General features: G+C 68.4%; 20 protein-coding genes and 1 riboswitch. Of the genes, 13 read left to right on the forward strand and 7 right to left on the reverse strand.

What is annotated here, in order from left to right:
- Positions 1–239: 239 nt before the first annotated feature.
- Positions 240–1658 carry a form I ribulose bisphosphate carboxylase large subunit gene (locus EDC29_RS04225; RefSeq protein ID WP_123141483.1) on the reverse strand — a complete coding sequence of 473 codons (1419 nt, stop codon included), beginning with the start codon at positions 1656–1658 and terminating at the stop codon, positions 240–242.
- A 198-nt stretch (positions 1659–1856) separates the two neighbouring features.
- On the opposite strand from EDC29_RS04225, the gene EDC29_RS04230 reads away from it, so the two are divergent.
- The 3 genes from EDC29_RS04230 (at position 1857) to gloB (ending at position 5658) form a co-directional block, all read left to right on the forward strand.
- The gene (locus EDC29_RS04230; RefSeq protein WP_123141482.1) at positions 1857–2774 is read left to right on the forward strand and encodes a LysR family transcriptional regulator; all 918 of its coding nucleotides are present in this window, start codon (positions 1857–1859) and stop codon (positions 2772–2774) included.
- Positions 2775–2867: 93 nt separating this feature from the next.
- The gene (gene dxs, locus EDC29_RS04235; protein ID WP_132228694.1) at positions 2868–4799 is read left to right on the forward strand and encodes a 1-deoxy-D-xylulose-5-phosphate synthase; all 1932 of its coding nucleotides are present in this window, start codon (positions 2868–2870) and stop codon (positions 4797–4799) included.
- Between the two features lie 79 nt (positions 4800–4878).
- Positions 4879–5658 (forward strand): hydroxyacylglutathione hydrolase, encoded by a 780-nt coding sequence (gloB, locus tag EDC29_RS04240; protein ID WP_132228696.1) that lies wholly within the window; start codon positions 4879–4881, stop codon positions 5656–5658.
- Positions 5659–5698: 40 nt separating this feature from the next.
- Here the strand turns inward: gloB and metF are convergent, their stop codons facing one another.
- The 3 genes from metF to metK all read right to left on the reverse strand — a co-directional run bounded on the left by metF (position 5699) and on the right by metK (position 9431).
- Positions 5699–6559 carry a methylenetetrahydrofolate reductase [NAD(P)H] gene (metF, locus tag EDC29_RS04245; protein WP_123141479.1) on the reverse strand — a complete coding sequence of 287 codons (861 nt, stop codon included), beginning with the start codon at positions 6557–6559 and terminating at the stop codon, positions 5699–5701.
- Positions 6560–6704: 145 nt separating this feature from the next.
- Positions 6705–8111: an adenosylhomocysteinase gene (gene ahcY, locus EDC29_RS04250; protein WP_123141478.1), complete on the reverse strand. Its 1407-nt coding sequence runs from the start codon at positions 8109–8111 to the stop codon at positions 6705–6707.
- A gap of 25 nt (positions 8112–8136) precedes the next feature.
- Positions 8137–8224: riboswitch (S-adenosyl-L-homocysteine riboswitch) on the reverse strand.
- A 16-nt stretch (positions 8225–8240) separates the two neighbouring features.
- Complete coding sequence (gene metK, locus EDC29_RS04255) at positions 8241–9431, reverse strand: methionine adenosyltransferase (protein WP_062272501.1); 1191 nt, start codon at positions 9429–9431, stop codon at positions 8241–8243.
- A gap of 361 nt (positions 9432–9792) precedes the next feature.
- Between metK and EDC29_RS04260 the strand changes: the two genes are divergently transcribed.
- The 8 genes from EDC29_RS04260 to EDC29_RS04295 all read left to right on the forward strand — a co-directional run bounded on the left by EDC29_RS04260 (position 9793) and on the right by EDC29_RS04295 (position 19183).
- Positions 9793–10350 (forward strand): thioredoxin family protein, encoded by a 558-nt coding sequence (locus EDC29_RS04260; RefSeq protein ID WP_123142913.1) that lies wholly within the window; start codon positions 9793–9795, stop codon positions 10348–10350.
- A gap of 363 nt (positions 10351–10713) precedes the next feature.
- On the forward strand, positions 10714–12726 hold the full coding sequence (gene tkt / locus EDC29_RS04265; protein WP_132228698.1) for a transketolase: 2013 nt from the start codon (positions 10714–10716) through the stop codon (positions 12724–12726).
- Between the two features lie 138 nt (positions 12727–12864).
- On the forward strand, positions 12865–13866 hold the full coding sequence (gene gap / locus EDC29_RS04270) for a type I glyceraldehyde-3-phosphate dehydrogenase (protein ID WP_123141473.1): 1002 nt from the start codon (positions 12865–12867) through the stop codon (positions 13864–13866).
- Positions 13867–14025: 159 nt separating this feature from the next.
- A complete protein-coding gene (locus EDC29_RS04275) occupies positions 14026–15207 on the forward strand; it encodes a phosphoglycerate kinase (protein WP_123141472.1) in 1182 nt (393 codons plus the stop codon).
- Between the two features lie 72 nt (positions 15208–15279).
- A complete protein-coding gene (gene pyk, locus EDC29_RS04280; protein WP_123141470.1) occupies positions 15280–16722 on the forward strand; it encodes a pyruvate kinase in 1443 nt (480 codons plus the stop codon).
- Between the two features lie 57 nt (positions 16723–16779).
- Positions 16780–17844, forward strand: a complete 1065-nt coding sequence (fba, locus tag EDC29_RS04285) for a class II fructose-bisphosphate aldolase (protein WP_123141469.1) — start codon at positions 16780–16782, stop codon at positions 17842–17844.
- A 140-nt stretch (positions 17845–17984) separates the two neighbouring features.
- Complete coding sequence (locus tag EDC29_RS04290; protein ID WP_123141468.1) at positions 17985–18446, forward strand: hypothetical protein; 462 nt, start codon at positions 17985–17987, stop codon at positions 18444–18446.
- A 23-nt stretch (positions 18447–18469) separates the two neighbouring features.
- The gene (locus EDC29_RS04295) at positions 18470–19183 is read left to right on the forward strand and encodes a DUF2726 domain-containing protein (protein WP_132228700.1); all 714 of its coding nucleotides are present in this window, start codon (positions 18470–18472) and stop codon (positions 19181–19183) included.
- A 737-nt stretch (positions 19184–19920) separates the two neighbouring features.
- On the opposite strand, the gene EDC29_RS04300 is transcribed toward EDC29_RS04295, so the two are convergent.
- From EDC29_RS04300 to EDC29_RS04310, 3 genes are all read right to left on the reverse strand, one after another.
- The gene (locus EDC29_RS04300; protein ID WP_132228702.1) at positions 19921–20244 is read right to left on the reverse strand and encodes a Rieske (2Fe-2S) protein; all 324 of its coding nucleotides are present in this window, start codon (positions 20242–20244) and stop codon (positions 19921–19923) included.
- Entirely contained in the window at positions 20244–21365 is a 1122-nt protein-coding gene (locus tag EDC29_RS04305; protein WP_132228704.1) for an anthranilate phosphoribosyltransferase, read from the reverse strand. Before EDC29_RS04305 ends, EDC29_RS04300 begins: the two co-directional genes overlap by 1 nt.
- A gap of 127 nt (positions 21366–21492) precedes the next feature.
- On the reverse strand, positions 21493–22383 hold the full coding sequence (locus EDC29_RS04310; RefSeq protein WP_132228706.1) for a carbon-nitrogen hydrolase: 891 nt from the start codon (positions 22381–22383) through the stop codon (positions 21493–21495).
- Between the two features lie 269 nt (positions 22384–22652).
- Between EDC29_RS04310 and EDC29_RS04315 the strand changes: the two genes are divergently transcribed.
- Together EDC29_RS04315 and EDC29_RS04320 are read left to right on the forward strand one after the other, a co-directional pair.
- Positions 22653–23387, forward strand: coding sequence for a metal-dependent hydrolase (locus EDC29_RS04315; protein ID WP_123141461.1), 735 nt, complete (start codon positions 22653–22655; stop codon positions 23385–23387).
- Between the two features lie 723 nt (positions 23388–24110).
- A complete protein-coding gene (locus EDC29_RS04320) occupies positions 24111–25067 on the forward strand; it encodes an acetyl-CoA carboxylase carboxyltransferase subunit alpha (RefSeq protein WP_132228708.1) in 957 nt (318 codons plus the stop codon).

The following is a 25067-nucleotide window of genomic DNA, read 5'->3' on the forward strand; positions in this document are numbered from 1 at the left end:
CGCGACGAGTGATCTTGTTGGTTCGGGTCGCCGCCGCCATCGCTGGCGGCACCGCCCGTGGGACTTGGTGCCCCTTATGGTTATGCGTGCGCCTCGCGGCGCCGCGCTGCTCCCCGGCGTTGCCGGGCCCGTCCGCGGACGGGGTCCTCCTCGTCTCTACGATCGGCGAGCCTGCGGTCGGTCGGCTCGGTTGACTCTGGGTGGCCGGTGCCGGGCCCGTCCGGGCCCGGGCTCCGGGGTCACTTGTGGGCGACGTCGAGCTTGTCGACGGTGTCGAACTCGAACTTGATCTCCTTCCAGGTCTCCATCGCGGCCTTCAGCTCGGGGCTGTGGGCGGCGGCGGCGGTGAGCACCTCCTTGCCCTCCTTCTCGATCGCGCGTCCCTGGTTGCGGGCCTCGACGCAGGCCTCGAGCGCGACCCGGTTGGCCGCCGCGCCGGCGGCGTTGCCCCAGGGGTGGCCGAGGGTGCCGCCACCGAACTGGAGGACCGCGTCGTCGCCGAAGATGGCGAGCAGCGCCGGCATGTGCCAGACGTGGATGCCGCCCGAGGCGACGGCGAAGACGCCCGGCATCGCGCCCCAGTCCTGATCGAAGAAGATGCCGCGCGAGCGGTCCTCCTCGACATAGGACTCGCGCAGCAGGTCGATCCAGCCGAGGGTGGCGGCGCGATCGCCCTCGAGCTTGCCGACCACGGTGCCGGTGTGGAGGTGGTCGCCGCCGGAGAGACGCAGCAGCTTGGCGAGCACGCGGAAGTGGATGCCGTGGTGCGGGTGACGGTCGATCACCGCGTGCATCGCGCGGTGGATGTGCAGCAGCACGCCGTTGTCGCGACACCACTGGGCCAGTCCGGTGTTGGCGCACCAGCCGCCGGTGATGTAGTCGTGCATGATGATCGGGGCGCCGATCTCCTTGGCGTACTCGGCGCGCTTGAACATCTCGTCCGGGGTCGGGGCGGTGACGTTGAGATAGTGCCCCTTGCGCTCGCCGGTCTCGCGCTCGGCCTTGTCGATCGCCTCCATGACGAAGTCGAAGCGTTGACGCCAGCGCATGAACGGCTGCGAGTTGACGTTCTCGTCGTCCTTGGTGAAGTCGAGACCGCCGCGCAGGCACTCGTAGACGGCGCGACCGTAGTTCTTCGCCGAGAGTCCGAGCTTGGGCTTGATGGTGCAGCCGAGCAGCGGCCGACCGTACTTGTTCATGACGTCGCGTTCGACCTGGATGCCGTGCGGCGGGCCGTTGCAGGTCATCACATAGGCGATGGGGAAGCGCACGTCCTCGAGACGCAGGGCACGCACGGCCTTGAAGCCGAAGACGTTACCCACCAGCGAGGTGAAGACGTTGACCACCGAGCCCTCTTCGAACAGGTCGATGGGGTAGGCGATGAAGGCGTAGAAGCGCTCGTCGTCGCCGGGCACGTCCTCGATGGCGTAGGCGCGGCCCTTGTAGTGGTCGAGGTCGGTGAGCAGGTCGGTCCACACCGTGGTCCAGGTGCCGGTGGAGGACTCGGCCGCGACCGCCGCCGCGGCCTCCTCGCGCGCCACCCCGGGCTGCGGGGTGATCTTGAAGCACGCCAGGAGGTCGGTGTCCTTCGGCGTATAGTCGGGCATCCAATAGGTCTCGCGGTATTCTTTGACGCCCGCGTTATAGGTCTTGGCCATGCTCGGTCCTCCGCATAGAGCTCGGTGTGTTGCTGCTGTGCCGGTATTCTCGGGCCGGACCCGGCCGTGGTGGCCGGGGGCGGAACCTGGGGATCGATTATATGGAACAACCCTATAATTACTACTAAATATTGCTTATGTTTAATATAAGCTATAGATTATGATCTATCCCTTCTACTTCTATTGATTGGCCTCGTCATGCACGTCTCATTGCGACAGTTGCGCGTATTCGAGGCGGTGGCGCGCCACCTGAGCTATACCCGCGCCGCCGAGGAGCTGCATCTGAGCCAGCCGGCGGTGTCGATGCAGGTGCGCCAGCTCGAGAACGCGGTCGGGCTGGCGCTGTTCGAGCGGCTGGGCAAGCGCATCGAGCTGACCGAGGCCGGGCGTGAGCTCTTTCATTACAGTCGTGCGGTCAACCGCTCGCTGCAGGAGATGGAAGAGGTGCTGGAGTCGCTCAAGGGCGTCAACCGGGGCCGTCTGCACCTGGCCGCGGCGAGCACCGTCAACTATTTCGCGCCGCGGCTGCTGGCGGTGTTCCAGCGTCGCTATCCGGGGATCGCGCTGCATCTCGACATCACCAACCGCGAGTCGCTGGTACAGATGCTCGAGGGCAATGCCGTGGATCTGGTGTTGATGGGCCGCCCGCCGGAGCGCGTCGAGGTCGAGTCCGAGCCCTTCATGGAGAATCCGCTGGTGGTGATCGCCCCGCCCGAGCACCCGCTCGTCGGGGTCGCCGACATCCCGCTGGCGCGGCTGGCCGAGGAGCCCTTCGTGATGCGCGAGCCCGGCTCCGGCACCCGTCAGGCGATGGAGCGGATCTTCGCCGAGCAGGGGCTGGCGATCCGTCACGGCATGCAGATGACCCGCAACGAGGCGGTCAAGCAGGCGGTGCGCTCGGGGCTGGGGCTGAGCGTGGTGTCGCTGCACACCATCGAACTCGAACTCGAGACGCGCCGCCTGGTGGTGCTCGATGTCGAGGGCTTCCCGCACCGGCGTCACTGGTTCCTGGTCTATCGTCAGGGCAAGCGCTTGTCGCCGGCGGCGCGCGCCTTTCGCGACTTCGTCATCGCCGAGGCCAGTGGGATTGCCGCGCCGGTGGCCCTGGGGCGCTGAGCCGTGGCGCCCTCCGATGCGCTTTCGCATTGGGCAGCGCCGAATCGATTCGTCTAAACTAGTCGACCTGCCAAAAAAACAGCCAGTCAGATCATGCCCGACCGCACCCAGAGTGATACCGGCGCCGCCGTGCAGCGGCATCCGCTTCTCGCCTCGATCGACTCCCCGGCCGACCTGCGCGCCCTGCCCGAGAGCCAGCTCCCGGAGGTCGCGCGCGAACTGCGCTCGTTCCTCGTCGATACCGTCTCGCGCACCGGGGGTCATCTGGCGGCCGGGCTCGGGGTGGTGGAGCTGACCCTCGGCCTGCACTACGTCTTCAACACCCCCGAGGATCGGGTGGTGTGGGACGTCGGTCATCAGGCCTATCCGCACAAGATCCTCACCGGACGGCGCGCGCGCATGCACAGCCTGCGTCAGAAGGACGGCCTGTCCGGCTTCCCCAAGCGTTGCGAGAGCGAATACGACACCTTCGGCGTCGGTCACTCCAGCACCTCGATCAGTGCGGCGCTGGGCATGGCGATCGCGGCCAAGCAGCGCGGCGAGCGGCGCAACGTCATCGCGGTGATCGGCGACGGTGCGCTGAGCGCGGGGATGGCCTTCGAGGCGCTCAATCACGCAGGCTCGATGGACATCGACCTGACGGTGATCCTCAACGACAACGAGATGTCGATCTCGCCCCCGGTCGGTGCCATCAGCAATCATCTGGCGCGACTGCTCTCGGGCAAGCTCTACACCAGCATGCGCGAGGGCAGCAAGAGCGCGCTGCGCGGCATGCCGCACCTGCGCGAGCTGGTCGGGCGCTGGGAGGAGCACATGAAGGGCATGGTGATGCCGAGCACCCTGTTCGAGGAACTCGGCTTCAATTACATCGGCCCGATCGACGGTCACGACCTCGACTCGGTGCTCAAGACCCTGCGTAACGTCAAGGGCATGCCGGGACAGCGCCTGCTGCACGTGGTCACCCACAAGGGGCACGGCTACGAGCCCGCCGAGGGCCAGCCGGTGACCTTCCACGGCGTCACCCCCTTCGACCGTCAGACCGGCGAGTTCCGCAAGTCCAAGGCCAAGGGCCCGACCTATACCAAGGTGTTCGGTTCCTGGTTGTGCGACACCGCCGCGCGCGATCCGCGTCTGGTGGCGATCACCCCGGCGATGTGCGAGGGCTCGGGGATGGGCGACTTCGCCAAGCGCTTCCCGCAGCGTTTCCACGACGTCGGCATCGCCGAGCAGCACGCGGTGACGCTCGCCGCGGGCATGGCCTGCGAGGGCGTCAAGCCGGTGGTGGCGATCTATTCGAGCTTCCTCCAGCGCGCCTTCGACCAGCTCGTCCACGACGTCTGTCTGCAACAGCTCGACGTCACCCTGGCGGTCGATCGCGGTGGTCTGGTCGGGGCCGACGGCGCCACCCACGCCGGCTGCTTCGATCTCAGCTTCTCGCGTCCGCTGCCCGATCTGGTGATCATGGCCCCGGCCGACGAGAACGAGTGTCGGCAGATGCTCAAGACCGGCTACGAGTTCGAGGGACCGGCGCTGGTGCGCTATCCGCGCGGCGTCGGTCCCGGCGTCGCCGTCGACCCCGAGGCCCCGGCGCTGCCGATCGGGCGCGGCCTGCGGGTGCGTGAGGGTCGTCGGGTGGCGATGCTCGCCTTCGGCACCATGGTCGCGCCGGCACTGGAGGTCGCCGAGGAGTTGGATGCGACGGTCGCCAACATGCGCTTCGTCAAGCCGCTCGATCGCGAGCTGATCCTCGCGCTGGCGCGCGAGCACGCGCTGCTGGTCACCCTGGAGGAGAACACCGTCGCCGGCGGTGCCGGCAGCGCGGTCACCGAGCTGCTCGCCGCCGAGGGCGTGGTGGTACCGGTGCTCCAGCTCGGGCTGCCCGATCGCAACATCGACCATGCCACCCAGGCCGAGCAGCTCGCCGAGTGCGGGCTCGATGCCGCGGGTATCCACGACTCGGTGAGTCGGGCGCTCGCCGCGCTCGAGACCACCACGCCGCGCCGCGAGCAGACGCTCGCCGGCTAGCCGCAGCCGTGCCGGGCGTCATGCGCCCGGCCGTCTCCCCCCATCGCCGTCCCCGCCGTCGCCCGAGGAGCCGTCGATCATGCTCGAACCCATCGCCATCCCCGCCTTCGAGGACAACTACATCTGGCTGCTGCGCGCCCCCGGTGGCGCCGGCGCGACCCTGGTCGATCCGGGCGAGGCCGCGCCGGTGCTGGCCTATCTCAGCGAGCACGGGCTGCATCTCGAGGCGGTGCTGCTCACCCATCATCACGGTGACCACATCGGTGGCGTCGAGACGCTGTGCGCCGCCTTCCCCGAGGCGGTCGTTTACGCCCCGGAGGATGCGCGCATCGCGCTGGCGCATCATCGGGTGGGGGAGGGGGACGCCATCGAGCCCGCCGGGCTCGGCGTGACCTTCCGGGTGCTGGAGGTGCCGGGTCATACCGCGACCCATGTCGCCTATCTCGGCGAGGGGCGGCTGTTCTGCGGCGATACCCTGTTCGCTGCCGGCTGTGGCCGGGTGTTCGACGGCACCGCCGAGCAGCTGGCGCGCTCGCTGGCGCGGATCGCGCGGCTGGCGCCGGAGACGCGGTGTTATTGCGCCCACGAGTACACCGAGGCCAACCTCGGTTTCGCCCAGTGGGTCGAGCCGCAGCATGCGGCGCTCGAGGCGCGCATCGCCGCGGTGCGCGCGGCGCGTGCGGCAGGCCGCGCGACGGTGCCGAGCACGCTCGCCGAGGAGCTGGCGACCAATCCCTTCCTGCGGGTTGCGGTGCCCGAGGTGCGCGCGGCCGCCGAGCGCTTCGCCGGCGAGGCGCTGGAGGAGCCGGCGGCGGTGTTCGCCGCGCTGCGACGCTGGAAGGACGAGTGCTACGACTGAGGCGCCGGCGCGTCCGGGGCGCGCGCCGGCGTTGGCTGGCTCAGTCGCCGGTGGGCAGTCCCAGCTCCTGCCACAGACGCAGCGTCGGGCCGGACTGGTTCATGGTGTAGAAGTGCAGTCCGGGGGCGCCGCCCTCGATCAGGCGCCGGCACAGCTGCAGCACCACCTCGTGACCGAACTCGCGGGTGCTGGCGAGATCGTCGCCGAAGCCCTCGAGCCGACGGCGGATCCAGCGCGGGATCTCGGCGCCGCAGGCGTCGGAGAAGCGGGCGAGCTGGCTGTGGTTGGTGATCGGCATGATGCCGGGCACGATGGGGATGTCGATGCCCTCTGCCTGGCAGCGCTCGATGAAGGCGAAATAGGCGTCGGCGTTGTAGAAGTACTGGGTGATGGCGGCGTCGGCGCCGGCCTCGACCTTGCGCTTGAAATTGGCCAGATCGCGGTCCGGGGTACCGGACTGGGGGTGGTACTCGGGATAGGCCGCGACCTCGATGCGGAAGTGATCGCCGGTGCGCTCGCGGATGAACTCGACGAGTTCGTTGGCATAGCGGAAGTCACCGCCGAGTCCGCCGCCCATGCCCGAGGGCAGGTCGCCGCGCAGCGCCACCAGGCGGTCGATGCCCTGCTCGCGGTAGTGCTCCAGCAGCTCCTCGACCTCGGCCCGGGGAGAGCCGATGCAGGCGAGGTGGGGGGCGGTGTCGATGCCCTGGCTGCGCAGCCAGGAGACGGTCTCGAAGGTGCCCTTGCGGGTCGAGCCGCCGGCGCCGTAGGTGACCGAGAAATACCGCGGCGAGACGGTGTTGAGGGTGGTGATCTCGCTCTTGAGCCGCTCCATGCGCTCGGCGGTCTTGGGCGGGAAGAGTTCGAGACTGTAGGTCGGGGTGGGATCTTGTGGCGACATGCTCTGGCACTCCGGCTACCGCCGCGCGAGGACGCGGGTGCGCGGTGCGCGACGGTCGCGAGATGAGTTGAGGTGAGGAACCGTGGCGGCCGCGACGGCCGTGGCCAAGAGGCCGCGACCGCCGCGTCCGGGACGCGCGAGCCGCTTAGTAGCGGTAGTGCTCGGGCTTGTACGGTCCGTTCACATCGACGCCGATGTAGGCCGCCTGATCCTCGGTGAGGGTGGTCAGGTGCGCGCCGATCTTGTCCAGATGCAGTCGCGCGACCTCCTCGTCGAGGTGCTTGGGCAGGATGTAGACGCCGATCGGGTACGCGTCTTCCTTGGTGAAGAGCTCGATCTGTGCCAGCACCTGGTTGGTGAAGCTGTTGGACATCACGAAGCTCGGGTGGCCGGTGGCGCAGCCGAGGTTCACCAGTCGACCCTGGGCGAGCATGATGATGCGCTTGCCGTCGGGGAAGATGATGTGATCGACCTGCGGCTTGATCTCCTCCCACTGGTACTGGCTGACGCTGGCGATGTCGATCTCGTTGTCGAAGTGACCGATGTTGCAGACGATCGCCTGATTCTTCATCGCCGCCATGTGGTCGTGACGGATGATGTCCTTGTTGCCGGTGGTGGTGACGAAGATGTCGGCGATCGGCGCCGCCTCTTCCATGGTCACCACGCGGAAGCCTTCCATCGCCGCCTGCAGGGCGCAGATCGGGTCGATCTCCGAGACCCACACGGTGGCGCCGAGTCCGCGCAGCGACTGCGCGCAGCCCTTGCCGACGTCGCCATAGCCGCAGACCATGGAGATCTTGCCGGCGATCATCACGTCGGTGGCGCGCTTGATGCCGTCGACGAGCGACTCGCGACAACCGTAGAGGTTGTCGAACTTGGATTTGGTCACCGAGTCGTTGACGTTGATCGCGGGGAACAGCAGCGAACCGTTCTTGGCCATCTCGTAGAGACGGTGGACACCGGTGGTGGTCTCCTCGGTGACGCCCTTGATGCCCTCGGCGATCTTGTGCCAGTGCTGGTTGTCACGCTCGAAGGTGCGCCCGAGCACGCCGAGCACCGCGGTCCACTCCTCGTTGTCCTCGGCGGTGGGCGCGGGGACCGCGCCGGCCTTCTCGTACTCCACGCCCTTGTGCACCAGCAGGGTGGCGTCGCCGCCGTCGTCGAGGATCATGTTCGGGCCCTGGCCGTCGGGCCAGTTGAGCACCTGCTCGGTGCACCACCAGTACTCCTCCAGGGTCTCGCCCTTCCAGGCATAGACCGGGATGCCACCAGCGGCGATCGCGGCGGCGGCGTGATCCTGGGTGGAGAAGATGTTGCACGAGCACCAGCGCACCTCGGCGCCGAGCGCGACCAGGGTCTCGATCAGCACGGCGGTCTGGATGGTCATGTGCAGGCTGCCGGTGATGCGGGCGCCGGCGAGGGGCTTGGAGGGGCCGTACTTCTCGCGCAGGGCCATCAGGCCCGGCATCTCGGTCTCGGCGATGGCGATCTCGCGACGACCGAAGTCGGCGAGGGTGATGTCAGCGACCTTGTAATCGGTGAACTCACTCATGGTTGATCAACTCTTCCTGATGAATCGTGAGTGAGCGCCGTTCGAACTGTATGCCCCGTCCCCGAGCCTGGCCCGGACCTCGGTGGTCCCGGGTTGCAGCGCTCCTCGGTGGCGGGGGGCTGGGTGGGCTTAGAGCCCGGCGGCGGCGCGCAGCGCCTCTGCCTTGTCGGTCCGCTCCCAGGTGAAGCCGGCCTCGGGACGACCGAAGTGACCGTAGGCAGCGGTATCGCGATACTTGATCAGTTCGTGGTTGGTCAGGTCAAGCATGTTGATGATGCCATAGGGGCGCAGGTCGAAGTGCTCGCGCACCAGCTCGATGATGCGCTCCTCGCTCACATGCGCGGTGCCGAAGGTCTCGATCGAGACCGAGGTCGGCTCGGCGACGCCGATGGCGTAGGAGACCTGGATCTCGCACTTGTCGGCGAGCCCGGCGGCGACGATGTTCTTGGCGACATAGCGACCGGCGTAGGCGGCCGAGCGGTCGACCTTGGACGGGTCCTTGCCGGAGAAGGCGCCGCCGCCGTGACGGGCCATGCCGCCGTAGGTGTCGACGATGATCTTGCGCCCGGTCAGGCCGCAGTCGCCGACCGGACCGCCGATGACGAACTTGCCGGTGGGGTTGATGTGGTACTTGGTCTCGGCGTTGAGCCAGCCGGTGGCGCCGAGCACGGGCTTGATGATCTCCTCCATCACCGCCTCCTGCAGCACGCGCTCGCTGACCTCCTCGCCGTGCTGGGTGGAGAGCACCACGGCGTCGACGCCGACCGGCTTGCCGTCGCGGTAGCGCATGGTGATCTGCGACTTGGCGTCGGGGCGCAGCCAGGGCAGGGTGCCGTTCTTGCGCACCTCGGCCTGACGCTTCACCAGACGGTGGGCGTAGTCGATCGGCGCCGGCATCAGCATGTCGGTCTCGTTGGTGGCATAGCCGAACATCAGCCCCTGGTCACCGGCGCCCTGGGCCTCCTCGCTCTCGCGATCGACACCCTGGTTGATGTCCTTGGACTGCTCGCCGAGGGCGATCATCACGCCGCAGGTGTTGCCGTCGAAGCCGACCTCGGAGTTGTCGTAGCCGATGTCCTTGACCACCTCGCGCACCACGCGCTCGTAATCGATCTTGAGGTTGGCGTCGGTCACCGTGATCTCGCCGGCGAGCATCACGAAGCCGGTCTTGACCAGGGTCTCGCAGGCCACGCGCGCCTTGGCGTGGTTGGGGTCGCGGCGGTAGATCTCGTCGAGGACGGCGTCCGAGATCTGGTCTGCCATCTTGTCCGGATGTCCTTCGGAGACCGATTCCGAGGTGAAGATGTAGTCCTTGCTCATACGAGTCGAGCCCTATTCATGGCGCCGGGGTGGCGCGTTGATGAAGCCGCTCATGATAGCGGCTCGCGTGACGTTCGCGAAGCCCGCGCCGCGGCCTCATGAGGCGGCGATCGGCGGCGATCGGGGCGAGATTTGGAATCCCCTTCCGTTCCGGTAACATGCGGGGCGCGGACGGGTCGCCGACATCCTCCCCGACCGCCGGGGCGCGGGGGTGGGGATGCGCCCGAGGGGGCGGATGTGGCATGTTGCCCGGGGCCGTGCTCGCCGGCGTCGTGCCCGCGAGGACGCTGATGTCCCCTTTGGTCGCGCCCGCCAGGGGCGGCCCCGCACCATCGAACCGCCAACTCGGAGGATCCCCGTCATGGTTTCACTCGAGACCCCCGTGTGTGACTTCGGCCAGCCGGCCCCGGATTTCGCCCTGCCGGGCGTCGACGGCCGTACCTGGACGCGCGATGCCTGCAGCGGCGAGCGCGGGCTGCTGGTGATGTTCATCTGCAACCACTGCCCTTACGTCCAGTCGGTGCGTGAGCGTATCGTGCGCGATGCCGCCGAGCTGGCCACGCTCGGCATCGGCAGCGTGGCGATCATGTCCAACGACGTCGCCGACTACCCCGAGGACTCGTTCGACAACATGCGCGAGATCGCCGAGCGTTTCGCCTTTCCCTTCCCCTATCTCTACGACGCCGACCAGGCGGTGGCCAAGGCCTATGGTGCGGTCTGCACCCCCGACTTCTTCGGCTACAACGCCGCGCTCGAGCTGCAGTATCGCGGTCGGCTCGATGCCAGTCGCAAGCAGGCCGCCCCCGCCGACGTGCGCCGCGACCTGTTCGAGGCGATGCGCGAGGTCGCGCTGAGCGGACGCGGCCCGGCCGAGCAGATCCCGAGCATGGGCTGCTCGATCAAGTGGATGGAGGGCTGAGCACGGCCCGGCCCGCGCCGGCCCGCCCGGCGCGGTGGTAAACTGATGTGGTATTTCAAGCGTCAATCCTGAATATTATGAAATGTTAAAATAGTTTTTGGCGGTATAAGTTTGTTTTGATGTCCGACCCTGGACCTTTGGTTCACAATCAAGGGCCCTGTGTGGGAATCTCCGGCCAACTCGCGCGTCCTCGCCCCGGGCCGGAGGATGGAAACTTCCCTGCTCGATGCGGCCGCCAGCCCCGCACGCCACATTCATCGCATTCGCGGGCCGTTTCCGGGTGAGCCTCAGTCCGCCGTGATGCCTCGGCGCCCCGGTCCGCACAATCAGTATCTTCGTCATCGTCAACTTCAGGAGGGGCTCATGTCCTCACGCAGAGAACTCGCCAACGCCGTCCGGGCACTCGCCATGGATGCGGTGCAGAAGGCCAAGTCCGGGCATCCGGGCGCGCCGATGGGCATGGCCGACATCGCCGAGGTGTTGTGGAACGACTTCATGAACCACAACCCGGCCAACCCCCAGTGGCCCGACCGCGATCGCTTCGTGCTCTCCAACGGGCACGGCTCGATGCTGCTGTATTCTCTGCTCCATCTCACCGGCTACGACCTCGGTATCGAGGACCTCAAGCAGTTCCGCCAGCTCCATTCCAAGACCCCGGGACACCCCGAGTACGGCTATGCCCCCGGCGTCGAGACCACCACCGGGCCGCTCGGCCAGGGCATCACCAACGCCGTCGGCATGGCGATCGCGGAGAAGGCGCTCGCCGCCCAGTTCAACCGCCCCGGTCACGATATCGTCGATCACTACACCTATGCCTTCCTCGGCGACGGCTGTCTGATGGAGGGGATCTCGCACGAGGCCTGCTCGCTCGCCGGCGCGCTCGGTCTGGGCAAGCTGATCGCCGTCTATGACGACAACAACATCTCCATCGACGGCGAGGTGCGCGGCGAGGGCGATACCCCCGGCTGGTTCCTCGACGACACCCCGAAGCGCTTCGAGGCCTATGGCTGGCACGTCATCCCCGAGGTCGACGGTCACGACCCCGACGCCATCCAGGTCGCCATCGAGGAGGCGCGTGCGGTCACCGATCGACCGACGCTGATCTGCTGCCAGACCATCATCGGTTACGGCTCGCCCAACAAGCAGGGCAAGGAGTCCTGCCACGGCGCCGCGCTCGGCGAGGAGGAGATCGCCCTCACCCGCGAGGCGCTGGGCTGGAACCACCCCCCGTTCGAGATCCCCAAGGAGGTCTACGCCGGCTGGAGCGCGCGTGAGCGCGGCGCCGCCGCCGAGTCCGCGTGGCGCGAGCGCTTCGCCGCTTACGCCAAGGCCCACCCCGCCGAGGCCGCCGAGTTCGAGCGGCGCATGGCCGGCGAGCTGCCGGCGAACTGGACCGAGCAGGCCGATGCCTTCATCGCCGAGGTCGCCGCCAAGGGCGAGAGCATCGCCTCGCGCAAGGCCTCGCAGAACGCGCTCAACGGTTTCGGTCCGCTGCTCCCCGAGCTGCTCGGCGGCTCGGCCGATCTGGCCGGTTCCAACCTGTCGCTGTGGCAGGGCTGCAAGGGCATCGGCAAGGGCGAGGCGCCGGGCAACTACGTCTACTACGGCGTGCGCGAGTTCGGCATGTCGGCGATCATCAACGGCATCGCCCTGCACGGCGGCTTCGTGCCCTATGGCGCGACCTTCCTGATGTTCTCCGAGTACGCCCGCAACGCGCTGCGCATGGCGGCGCTGATGAAGGTGCCCTCGATCTTCGTCTACACCCACGACTCCATCGGTCTCGGCGAGGACGGTCCCACCCACCAGCCGGTCGAGCAGATCCCGACCCTGCGCATGATCCCTAACATGAACGTGTGGCGGCCCTGCGACGCGGTCGAGTCGGCGGTCGCCTGGCGTCAGGCGATCGAGCGGCGCGACGGCCCGAGCGCGCTGATCTTCTCGCGTCAGTCGCTGCCGCACGTCGAGCGTGACGCCGAGCAGCTGGCGGCGATCACGCGCGGCGGCTACGTGGTGCGCGATTGCGCCGGGACCCCGGAGGTGATCATCATCGCCACCGGCTCCGAGGTCGCCCTCGCCCTCGGTGCCGCCGATGCGCTCGAAGGGCGCGCGGTGCGCGTGGTGTCGATGCCCTCGACCGACGTCTTCGACGCCCAGGACGCGGCCTATCGCGAGTCGGTGCTGCCGCGCGCGGTCGAGGCGCGGGTGGCCGTCGAGGCGGCCGTCGGCGACGGTTGGTGGAAGTACGTCGGCTCGCGCGGCGCGGTGCTCGGCATCGATCGCTTCGGCGAGTCGGCCCCGGCCGGCGCGCTGTTCAAGGAGTTCGGCTTCACCGTCGACAACCTGGTCGCGGTCGTCGAGGGGGTGCTGCAGGGTTGATGGGTCCGGCCGCCGGGGCCCGCTCCCCGCTGGCCGAACGCTCAATGACCGACAACCGCGCGGGCGGTCGCGATGCGGCGTCGCGCTCGCCCGCGCGGTTCGACATATTTCGCTCAACAAGTTAAGGAGCTTGAACGCATGACAATCAAAGTCGGTATCAACGGGTTCGGTCGTATCGGCCGGATGACCTTCCGGGCGATCTCCAAGCACTTCCCGGACATCGAGGTGGTGGCGATCAACGACCTGCTCGACCCCGAGTACCTGGCCTACATGCTCAAGTACGACTCGGTGCACGGCCGCTTCCCCGGCGAGGTCGCGGTCGACGGCTCGACCATGATCGTCGACGGCAAGCGCATCCGTCTCACCGCCGAGCGCGATCCGGCCAACCTCAAGTGGAACGAGGCCGGGGTCGAGCTGGTGATCGAGAGCACCGGCTTCTTCCTCACCGCCGAGGCCTGCCAGAAGCACCTCGACGCCGGCGCCCGCAAGGTGGTGCAGAGCGCGCCCTCGAAGGACGCCACGCCGATGTTCGTGTTCGGCGTCAACCATCAGGAGTACGCCGGTCAGACGATCGTCTCGGCCGCCTCCTGTACCACCAACTGTCTGGCGCCGGTGGCCAAGGTGCTCAACGACAACTGGGGCGTGAAGCGTGGCCTGATGACCACGGTGCACGCCGCCACCGCCAGCCAGAAGACCGTCGACGGTCCGTCGATGAAGGACTGGCGCGGTGGTCGCGGTATCCTCGAGAACATCATCCCGTCCTCGACCGGCGCGGCCAAGGCCGTCGGCAAGGTGCTGCCGGCGCTCAACGGCAAGCTCACCGGCATGTCCTTCCGCGTGCCGACCTCGGACGTCTCGGTGGTCGACCTCACCGTCGAGCTCGAGGCGCCGGCCGACTACGACGCCATCTGCGCGGCGATGCGTAAGGCCTCCGAGGGTGAGATGGCAGGCGTGCTCGCCTACACCGAGGACAAGGTGGTCTCGACCGACTTCCGCGGCTTCAACGCCCCCTCGATCTTCGACGCCACCGCCGGCATCGCGCTCGATCCGACCTTCATCAAGGTCGTCTCCTGGTACGACAACGAGTTCGGCTATACCTGCAACATGCTGCGGTTGGTCGAGTACGTGGCCAACAACTGAGGCCGCGCGCGGCGCCGCGAGGCGCCGTCGTCCCGGCGACCGCCGTCTGGCGGTCGCCGCCGCGTCGCCGACCGTCCCGGTCGGCGGCCCCGCCGAGGGCGATCAGGCAAGCCCGGGCTTGCGCCTGATCTCTTTCCCCATCCATCCAGAGGGTTTGTCATGTCCTTCATCAAGCTCACCGACCTCGATCTCGCCGGCAAGCGGGTGCTGATCCGCTCCGATCTCAACGTCCCGGTCAAGGACGGCCGGGTCAGCTCGGATGCGCGCATCCGCGCCTCGCTGGCGACCTACGAGCACTGTCTGCGCGCCGGCGCGCGGGTGCTGGTGATGTCGCACCTGGGCCGTCCCCAGGAGGGCGAGTTCTCGGCCGAGAACTCGCTCGCCCCGGTTGCCGCCGACCTCGGCGCCAAGCTCGGGCGCGAGGTGCGGCTGGTGCGCGACTATCTCGACACCCCGCCGGAGGTCGCCGAGGGCGAGCTGGTGCTGCTCGAGAACGTGCGCTTCAACGCCGGCGAGAAGAAGGACGACGAGGCGTTGGCGCGCCGCTACGCGGCGCTGTGCGATGTCTTCGTGATGGACGCCTTCGGCACCGCCCACCGCGCCCAGGCCTCGACCCACGGGGTCGGTCACTTCGCCCCCCAGGCCTGCGCCGGGCTGCTGCTCAGCGCCGAGCTCGAGGCGTTGCGTCAGGCGCTGGCCGAGCCGGCGCGCCCGATGGTCGCCATCGTCGGCGGCTCCAAGGTCTCGACCAAGCTCACCGTGCTCGAGTCGCTCGCCGAGAAGGTCGATCAGCTGGTGGTCGGCGGCGGCATCGCCAACACCTTCCTCGCCGCCGCCGGGCTGCCGGTCGGCCAGTCGCTGCACGAGGCCGATCTGGTGCCCACCGCCAAGGCGCTGATGGAGACCATGACCGCGCGCGGCGCCGGCATCCCGATCGCCACCGACGTGGTCTGCGGCAAGCGCTTCGACGAGCAGGAGCCGGCGGTGACCAAGGCCGCCGCCGAGGTCACCGAGGACGACATGATCTTCGACATCGGCCCGGACTCGGCGCGCGCCCTGGCCGAGGTCATCCAGGGGGCCGGCACCATCGTCTGGAACGGCCCGGTCGGGGTGTTCGAGTTCGACCAGTTCGGCGAGGGCACCCGGGTGGTCGCCGAGGCGATCGCCGCCGCCCCCGGTTTCAGCCTCGCCGGCGGTGGCGACACCATCGCCGCGATCCAGAAGTACGGCATCGAGGACCGTGTCTCCTACATCTCCACCGCCGGTGGCGCCTTCCTCGAGTATCTGGAGGGCAAGACCCTGCCCGCGGTGGCCATGCTCGAGGCCCGGGCCAAGGACTGATCGACCACGACGGGTCGATCCCGGCCGCGCCATCCGGCGCGGCCCCATTTGCACGCGGGAGGCAGTGACACCATGCCCAGACGTACCAAGATCGTTGCAACCCTGGGGCCGGCAACCGACGCGCCCGAGGTCATGGACGGGCTCATCCGCGCGGGTCTCGATCTGGCCCGCCTCAACCTCTCCCACGACAGCCATGCACGCCATCGCGAACGTGTCGAGCGGCTGCGCGAGCGCGCCCGCGCGGCCGACGTCGACGTCGCGGTGCTGTTCGACCTGCAGGGGCCGAAGATCCGTATCGGGCGCTTCGCCGACGGGCCGATCGTGCTCGAGCGCGGCGCGCCCTTCGCCATCGATGCCGACTGCCCGCTCGATGGCGGTGACGCGACCCGGGTCGGTACCACCTATCCGGCGCTCGCCGAGGACGTGCGCGCCGGCGACACCCTGCTGCTCGACGACGGCGCCATCGAGCTGTGGGTCGAGTCGGTCGAGGCCGGGCGGATGGCCTGCCGGGTGGTGGTCGGCGGCAAGCTCTCCGACAACAAGGGGATCAACCGCAAGGGCGGGGGGCTCTCGGCTCCGGCGCTGACCGACAAGGATCTGGCCGACATCCGCTTCGCCGCCGAGCTCGACGCCGACTACCTGGCCGTCTCCTTCGTGCGCAGCGCCGAGGACGTGCGCCAGGCGCGCGCCCACTTCCAGGCCGCCGGCGGTCGCGGCGGGGTGGTGGCCAAGATCGAGCGTGCCGAGGCGCTCGACGGCATCGACGCCATCATCAACGCCGCCGACGCCATCATGGTCGCGCGCGGCGATCTCGGGGTGGAGATCGGCGATGCCGAGCTGCCGGCGGTGCAGAAGCACCTCATCAGCCGCGCCCGCGAGCTCAACAGCGTGGTGATTACCGCCACCCAGATGATGCAGTCGATGATCGAGAACCCGATCCCGACCCGCGCCGAGGTCTTCGACGTCGCCAACGCGGTGCTCGACGGCACCGACGCGGTGATGCTCTCGGCCGAGAGCTCGATCGGCAGCAATCCGGTGAAGGTGGTCGAGGCGCTCGACCGGATCTGCCGCGAGGCGGAGAAGAGCGCCACTCGCTCCGGACACCGCCTCGACTCGGTGTTCGGGCGTGTCGACGAGGCCATCGCCATGGCGGCGATGTACACCGCCAACCATCTCGGGGTGAAGGCGATCGCCGCGCTCACCGAGACCGGCTCGACGGTGAAGTGGATGTCGCGCATCAGCTCCGGCATCCCCATCCACGCCATGACCCGCTTCGACTCGACCCGGCGCAAGGTGTGTCTGTTCCGCGGTGTCTACCCGGTCGCCTTCGACGTCGCCAGCACCGACATCCACGAGGTCAACTGCGCGGTGATCGAGGAGCTGCTGCGCCACGGCACCGTGCGCGACGGCGACCTGGTGATCATCACCAAGGGTGATCGCAGCGGGGTCGAGGGCCAGACCAACATCATGAAGATCATGAGGGTCGGAGAGCATCGAACTGCGAGCGAAGATTGACCCACGGGCGTATCCTGAACATCGATTCCACCCCGTCACTGACACGAGGAGAACATCATGGCACTGATATCCATGCGCCAGCTGCTGGACCACGCCGCCGAGTACGGCTATGGCGTGCCCGCCTTCAACGTCAACAACCTCGAACAGATGCGCGCCATCATGGAGGCGGCCGACGAGACCGACTCGCCGGTGATCGTCCAGGCCTCGGCCGGGGCGCGCAAGTACGCCGGTGCGCCCTTCCTGCGTCACCTGATCCTCGCCGCCATCGAGGAGTGGCCGCACATCCCGGTGTGCATGCACCAGGACCACGGCACCTCGCCGGCGGTCTGCCAGCGCTCCATCCAGCTCGGCTTCTCCTCGGTGATGATGGACGGCTCGCTGGGCGAGGACGGCAAGACCCCGACCAGCTACGACTACAACGTCGACGTCTCCCGGCGGGTGGTCGAGATCGCCCACGCCTGCGGCGTCTCGGTCGAGGGTGAGCTGGGTTGTCTGGGCTCGCTCGAGACCGGCACCGCGGGCGAGGAGGACGGCATCGGCGCCGAGGGCACGCTCGACCACAGCCAGCTGCTGACCGACCCCGAGGAGGCCGCCGATTTCGTCGCCAAGACCAAGGTCGACGCCCTGGCGATCGCCATCGGCACCTCCCACGGCGCCTACAAGTTCACCCGGCCGCCGACCGGCGACATCCTCGCCATCAGCCGCATCAAGGAGATCCACCAGCGCATCCCCAACACCCATCTGGTGATGCACGGCTCCTCCTCGGTGCCGCAGGAGTGGCTGGCGATCATCAACGAGTTCGGCGGCGACATGGGCGAGACCTATGGCGTGCCGGTCGAGGAGATCGTCGAGGGCATCAAGCACGGGGTGCGCAAGGTCAACATCGACACCGACCTGCGTATGGCCTCGACCGGTGCCATCCGCAAACACCTCGCCGAGAATCGCGCCAACTTCGATCCGCGCAAGTACTACATCGCGGCCACCAAGGCGATGAAGGAGATCTGCCGGACCCGCTACGAGGCCTTCGGCACCGCCGGCAACGCCAGCAAGATCACCGCGCTCTCGCTGGAGCAGATGACCGCCCGCTACGACAGCGGCGAGCTCGACCCGCGTATCAACTGATCGGTGCGCGCAAGGCCGCTGGGCGTCTGCTCATCGGCCATTCGATCGGGGTCCGGCAACAACGGGCCCCGGTCGCCTTGGGGTAGAATCTCCGCCAGCGACCATCCGGTCGGACCTGGATCTCGTGGAGTTGCTTCCCCATGCTTGGTTTCATTCGTAACGCAATCATCCTCTCGGCCATCGCCCTGGCGCTGTTGATGCTGACCCTCTCCTGGGCCCCGCACGGGCTCAAGCCGCGGCTCTGGCAGCTCAACGAGCTGCTCGCGCAGGATCAGGCGGTCGCCGAGTACCCCTACGATTTCCGCGTCCTGACCTTCCTCAACGGGGTGGCCACGGTGAGCAGTCCGCGCGCCTCGACGGTCGAGGAATCACGCTATCTCGGCTGGATCGATCCGACGCTGGGACGCGGTGAGGCCTCCGCCCGGGCGCAGTCGCTGCGCGTCGCGCGCGAGCAGCTGCAATACACCGAGATGTATGTGCTCCAGCTGCTGCTGTCGCAGTCCGACGTCGACTCGGTGGTGTGGGCGCTCGATCGCGCCTGGTTCAATCAGCACGGGGTGAAGCTGCCGCCCCAGGCCGAGCCCGGCCTGCCGCGCGGCTGATCACGTCCCAGACCGGAGGGAGCATGGCTCATTTCTATCTGCTGCTCGGACTCACCGCGCTGGTGCTGCTCGCCCTCGCGATCAGCCTGTGGCGCGCGCTGTCGCCGCGTAACCGGCGCCCCTACGTGATCGCCGGGCCGCTGCTCACGTCCACCCAGCGTGAGTTCGCGCACGCTCTGGAGCAGTGTCTCGACGATCGCTACCGACTCTATGCGCGGGTGCCGGTGGCCGAGGTGTTGGCGGTGGCGCGACGCACCCCGAAGCGTTGGCGCGAGCGCGCCGAGTTGCGGATCGGTGAGCGTGTCCTCGACTTCCTGGTCTGCGATGCCGCGACCAGCAAGCCCTGCTGCGCCCTGGCGCTCTCGCCGGTGGGCTGGCTGCGTCGGCGCGAGCCGCCGCGCGACCAGCTCGATGCCATGTGTGCCGCCGCCGGTTTGCCGTTGCTGCGCTTCCTCGAGCGCGAGCACTATGCCCCGGGCGACCTCGCGCCACGGCTGCGCGCGGTGCTCGGCGTGACCAGCCGCGGCGCGCCGCGCGCCAGAGCCGAGGTCCGCGAGTCCGTCGAGCCGCAGCCCAAGGTGATGGTGCCGACCCTCGGTGGTCGCCGCGCCGAACCGGTGCTCGGCGAGGTCGGCCCGACCGACGTCACCGACGGGCCGCGTTTCCGCATCGACGACGACGTCGAGATCGGCGCCGACCGCCGCGAACCGGCACTGACCCCGCCTCGGGCGGAGTGAGGCGCGCCGGGTCAGCGGTCGGCTTCCAGCGACCAGCTGCCAGCGACCAGCTACCAGGGGATTGAACCGCAAAGCCGCAAAGGGCGCGAAGAGGTTTAAGCTGCCAGCGACCAGCTGACGGCCGCCAGCGAGAGGGCAGACTTGTCTCGTACCTTCAAGGTTGACTGCAAACCGACACTGGAGGCTGTTTGCTGAAGGCTGGTCGGTTTCTTCGCGCCCTTCGCGGCTTTGCGGTTCGAACCAGCTTCCAGCGACCAGCGACCAGCGACCAGGGGATTGAACCGCCAAGCCGCAAAGGGTGCGAAGAGGTTCAAGTTGTCAGCGACCAGCTGACAGCCGCCAGCGAGAGGGGACGGGCTTGTCTCGTCCCTTCAAGGTTGACTGCAAACCGACACTGGAGGCTGTTTGCTGAAGGCTGGTCGCTTTCTTCGCGCCCTTCGCGGCTTTGCGGCTCGAACCAGCTTCCAGCGATCAGCCTCCAGCCTCCAGTCGGGGAGGCTGGTGTTGCATGGTCGGCGGTTGACGGGCAACCCGCAAAGGGCGCGAAGAGGTTCAAGTTGTCAGCGACCAGCTGACAGCCGCCAGCGAGAGAGGACGGGCTTGTCTCGTCCCTTCAAGGTTGACTGCAAACCGACACTGGAGGCTGTTTGCTGAAGGCTGGTCGGTTTCTTCGCGCCCTTCGCGGCTTTGCGGTTCAAGCCTGGCGGCTGGCGGCTGGCGGCTGGCGGCTGGCGGCCTCACTCGCCCGTTCGCGTCGGGTCGATCAGCACCTGATCGTCGATGACCTCGACGTGGAAGGTGCGGATCGGGGTGTCGGCGGGTTCCTCCTGGGGGGCGCCGGTGCGCAGACAGAAACGGCTGCCGTGCAGCGAGCACTTGATGCGCGCGCCGTCGAGACAGCCGTAGGAGAGCGGATAGTCCTCGTGACTACAGTTGTCCTCGACGGCATAGAGCCGGCCCTCGACCCGTGCGAGGATGCAGTCGATCCCCGCCACCCGGACCCGGATGAAGCCCCCCTCGGGGACCTCGTCGCTGCGCGCCACCACGCGCGGCCCGGCCATCAGCACACCCGCCGTGCGGCGCGGCCGCTGTCGAGCACCGCGCGGGCACGGATCGCGCCCGCCTCCAGGCTGGGCACTCGCCCCAGATGCCAGAGCACCAGCGCCGCGCCCAGCACCAGGGCGTCATAGGCGGGGCCGTGCCTGCCCTCGAGCGCGGCCAGGCCGGCGCGTGCCGCCGCCGTCGCGGTGGCCGGCAGATCGACGGCGATGGCGATGTCGTCGCCGGCGCGGGTCGTCTGCGGCAGGCTCTCGGGCAGCGGCGGGGCGCGCAGCGCCTGTTCGATGCCCAGGCTGGTCGGGTCGACCTCGAAGGACTGCTCCTCGCCCATGCGCTGATAGTTGAAGCACAGTCCGCGCTGGCGCAGCGAGGGGATGACGCCGCCCTCGACGCCGCGCACCAGCAGTGCCGACTCGAATCCGGCATGGCGTGCGAGCAGGGCATAGATGCGCGGGTAGGGCTTGTGCACATAGCCGGTCATCAGGTGGGTGTGGCGGCGTCCGTGCACCGGCCGCGCCAGCACCTCGACGGTGGTCAGCGCCTGGCGCTTGACGATGGTCTCGCGCAGCCCGAGCAGGTTGTGCAGCGCCGCGCAGTAGGCGCGCTGGTCGACGTAGCCCCAGCCGAGGTCGGGGTCGGAGAGCCGGGCGGCGACCTCGACCGGGCTGAGATCGACCGCGACCCCGGCGGCCTCGAGCACATGTCTGTGGGTGACGCCGAACTTGGGTCCGACGGCGTTCGCGCCGTGGCTGATCGTCGCCACACCGCACTCGGCCAGCAGCGGCATCAGGAAGGGGGAGACCGGCAGCGAGCGGTTGTAGCCGTCGTAGGGATCGGCGATGTCGACCACCTCGTCGACCTCGGCGACGGCATGCCCGGTGGCTTCCTGGATGGCCTCGAGGATGCCGCGCAGCTCGTCGTCGGTCTCGCGCTTCATCCGCAGCGCGATGAGGAAGATGGCCGCCTGTACCGGGTCGGCGGTGGCGTCGAGGATGCTGCGCATCGCCTGCCGGGCCTCGGCCAGGGAGATGTCCTTGGAGAGATCGGGGCCGGTGGCGACGCGCTGGATGATCGAGCGCATCAACTCGCGATTCTCGGTGCTGGGGCTGGTGTCAGTGGGCATGGGCTGTCCTCCGCTGGCGCGATGACTGCGGGGCGGCCACGCCGCCCGGGCGCATCCTGCTCGCGGTCGCGTGGCGACCGCACAGCCATCCCTGAGGGCGGAGGACGATGATCTCAACCGCGTGCGGTCAGTCGCGGTAGCGGCGCTCGAGCGCGTCGTAGGCGTCGATCCGCCGGTCGCGCAGGAAGGGCCAGATGCGGCGCACGGTCTCGCTGCGGGCGCGATCGATGGTGACGATCAGGGTCTCGGCGCGATCGGCCCCGGCGCTCGCGAGCAGCTCGCCCTGCGGGCCGCAGACGAAGGAGTTGCCCCAGAAGCGCGCCCCGGCGCCACCCGCCGCCGGATCGGGCTCGAAGCCGATGCGGTTGCAGGCGGCCACCGGCAGGCCGTTGGCCACCGCGTGACCACGCTGCACCGTCATCCAGGCATCGAGCTGGCGTGTCTGCTCCGCGGGCTCGTCGCGCGGGTCCCAGCCGATGGCGGTGGGGTAGAGCAGCAGCTCGGCCCCGGCGAGCGCCATCAGCCGCGCCGCTTCCGGGTACCACTGATCCCAGCACACCAGCACCCCGAGCCGACCGACACTGGTGTCGATCGGGGTGAAGCCGAGGTCGCCGGGGGTGAAGTAGAACTTCTCGTAGTAGCCCGGGTCGTCGGGGATGTGCATCTTGCGATAGCGCCCGGCGAGCCGACCGTCGCTGTCGAGCACCACGGCGGTGTTGTGATAGAGCCCGGGGGCGCGGCGCTCGAACAGCGAGCCGACGATCACCACCCCGAGTTCGGCGGCGAGCGCGCCGAGGGCGTCGGTGCTGGGGCCGGGGATGGGCTCGGCGAGATCGAACAGCGCCGGGTCTTCCTGCTGGCAGAAATAGGGCCCGTTGTGCAGCTCCTGGAGCAGCACCAGCTGCGCGCCCTCGTCGGCGGCCGCGCGACAGGCCGTGGCGCAGGCGTCGAGATTGGCCTCGAGGCCGCCCTGATCGGCCTGCTGGACGAGCGCGATGGTCAGTGGGGATGCGGTCATGGACGAAACCTCTGCGAAGCGACGGCGGACGAGGCGCGGATTATCCGCCACGGCGGGGTTCGTCGCCAGCTTCCAGGCGCCAGGTGCCAGCTATCAGCCACCAGCCTCCAGTGGACGTGCTTGCTGAGCGCTGTCGCTTGAGACAAGCGCACTGGAGGCTGGGTGCTGGCGGCCGGGTGCTTTCCCTGGCGGCTGGCGGCTGGCGCGGTTAGAGTGCCCCGGATCCGTGGGCGCCGCTGGCGCCGCTCTGCGCAGTGCTTCGTTTTCGCATGGCCAACTTCCACACCCATATCAATGTCGGCATCTTCGTCAGCGGCGCCAGCGTGCTCGGTCTGCACGCCGCCGGGCTGGTCGAGCAGGGGCAGACGCTGCCGCTGTTCGCGCTCGGGGTCGGCGCCAGTCTGTTGCCCGATGTCGACTCCGACACCTCGCGTCCGGTGCGTGCCTTCTTCACCGTGCTCGGGGCCGGGCTGGCCTTCGCCATGACCCTGCCCCTGGTCGGTCAGCTGTTGTTGTTCGAGCTGGCGCTGGTGTGGGTCGGGGTGTTCCTCTGTGTACGCTACGGTTTCTTCGAGCTGTTCACCCGCTTCACCGTGCACCGCGGGATCTGGCATTCCTGGCTGGCGGCGGCGGTGTGGTCGCTGGCGACGGTCAACGCCGCCCACTGGCTGTTGGAGCAGCCGGCACGGGCGGCCTGGGTCGCCGGGCTGATGGTGGCGATCGGCTATCTCACCCATCTCCTGCTCGACGAGCTGTTCAGCGTCGACCTGCTCAACAGCCGGATCAAGCGCTCCTTCGGCACCGCGCTCAAGCCGCTGAGCCTGAACGACCCGTTGAGCAGCCTGACCCTGCTCGCGCTGGCCGTCTGGCTGGCCTGGATCGCGCCGGACCCGGGAGACTGGCCGGCCTTCGATCAGACCGTCTCCGGCATCCGGGCGTTGTGGCTGGGCCTCGGTGATGAACTCGGCGGCTGGCAGCAGGCGCTGGCGCGGCTGTTCGAGTAGGGGTTATCAGTCGCCAGCTATATCAGCTACCAGCCGCCAGCCGCCAGCCGCCAGCCGCCAGTTGCCAGCCGCCAGTTGCCAGCCGTCAGCCGTCAGCCGTCAGCCGTCGGTCGTCGGTCGTCAGCCGCCGGTCGCTATCGGGGTGCAGGCGTTGGTCTCTCGCGATGCCCCTGAAGGCACCGCCACTGGCGACTGAGGGCGGTGGCGGGTGACTGATCATTGGCCCCGGAACCGCTTCGTCCGACGCCGCGCTTTTACGGCTTTTTCCCGCCAGGGTGGCTGATTCTCGGCGGTTGGGGCGGGTTTTTCCGCGGGTTTGCTGTAAAGGCCTGGTGTTGTTCGAATTTGGCGGCATTTAACTGCCTGATCGCGGATCTTGGTCGAAATCCTGAGGCCATGTCGGTTAAGTGCGCGAAATCGCCTTCGAGACGTCGCGCGGCCCTGTGCTCGTATGTCCGATGCGGTCGTGCAGAGCCTGGTGCGCGATGCTGTACTCACTGCGGTCGCTGCGCTAGATTGGCAGGTTGCTGTGTGGCCGCGGGCATGCGCCCGTGCCGGGGTCGAGCCGGGTGGGCGGGGGCGACGAGGTCGGTCTCGCGATGCCCGACCGGGGCGTCGTTGCGATGGCCTCCGGTGCTCGACCGCTGCCTGATGACGGGGCGCCGTATGCGGAGTCATCCGTGGGCGATCCACGCGTAACTCTCAAGACGATGTAGTGGGGCTATGGATCTCAATTTCCTCGATTTCGAACAACCCATCGCAGAGCTCGAGGCGAAGATCGAAGAACTTCGCCTGGTCGGCCACGACAACGAACTCAATATCCAGGAGGAGATCGAGCGTCTCCAGACCAAGTGTGTGGCGCTCACCGAGTCGATCTTCTCCTCGCTGACGCCGTGGCAGATCTCGCAGCTCTCGCGTCATCCGCAGCGTCCCTATCTGCTCGATTATGTGCGCCGGATCTTCGATGAGTTCCACGAGCTGCACGGCGATCGCGCCTTCGCCGACGATTCGGCCATCGTCGGAGGGTTGGCGCGACTCGACGGGCGGCCGGTGATGGTGATCGGTCACCAGAAGGGACGCGATACCAAGGAGAAGATCCAGCGCAACTTCGGCATGCCGCGCCCCGAGGGTTACCGCAAGGCGCTGCGCCTGATGGAGATGGCCGAGCGCTTCTCGCTGCCGGTGCTGACCTTCATCGACACCCCCGGCGCCTATCCCGGCGTCGGTGCCGAGGAGCGCGGTCAGAGCGAGGCGATCGCGCGCAACCTGCGCGAGATGTCGCGGCTGCGTACCCCGATCCTCAGCACCGTGATCGGCGAGGGCGGCTCGGGCGGGGCGCTGGCGATCGGCGTCGGCGACTGGCTGGGGATGCTGCAGTTCAGCACCTACTCGGTGATCTCGCCCGAGGGCTGCGCCTCGATCCTGTGGAAGAGCGCCGACAAGGCCCAGCTCGCCGCCGAGGCGATGGCGATCACCTCCGACAAGCTGCTCGAGCAGGGGCTGATCGACGAGATCATCAAGGAGCCCTCGGGCGGCGCGCACCGCGACCCCGATGCCAACGCCGCCGCGCTCAAGGCGGTGCTGGTGAAGCGGCTCGACGAGCTCGCCGCGGTCGACCTCGACACCCTGGTGGCCAAGCGCCATCAGCGCCTGATGGGCTACGGTCGCTTCAAGGAGTGA

The sequence above is a fragment of the Marichromatium gracile genome, from assembly GCF_004343155.1.
Lineage (GTDB): Bacteria > Pseudomonadota > Gammaproteobacteria > Chromatiales > Chromatiaceae > Marichromatium > Marichromatium gracile.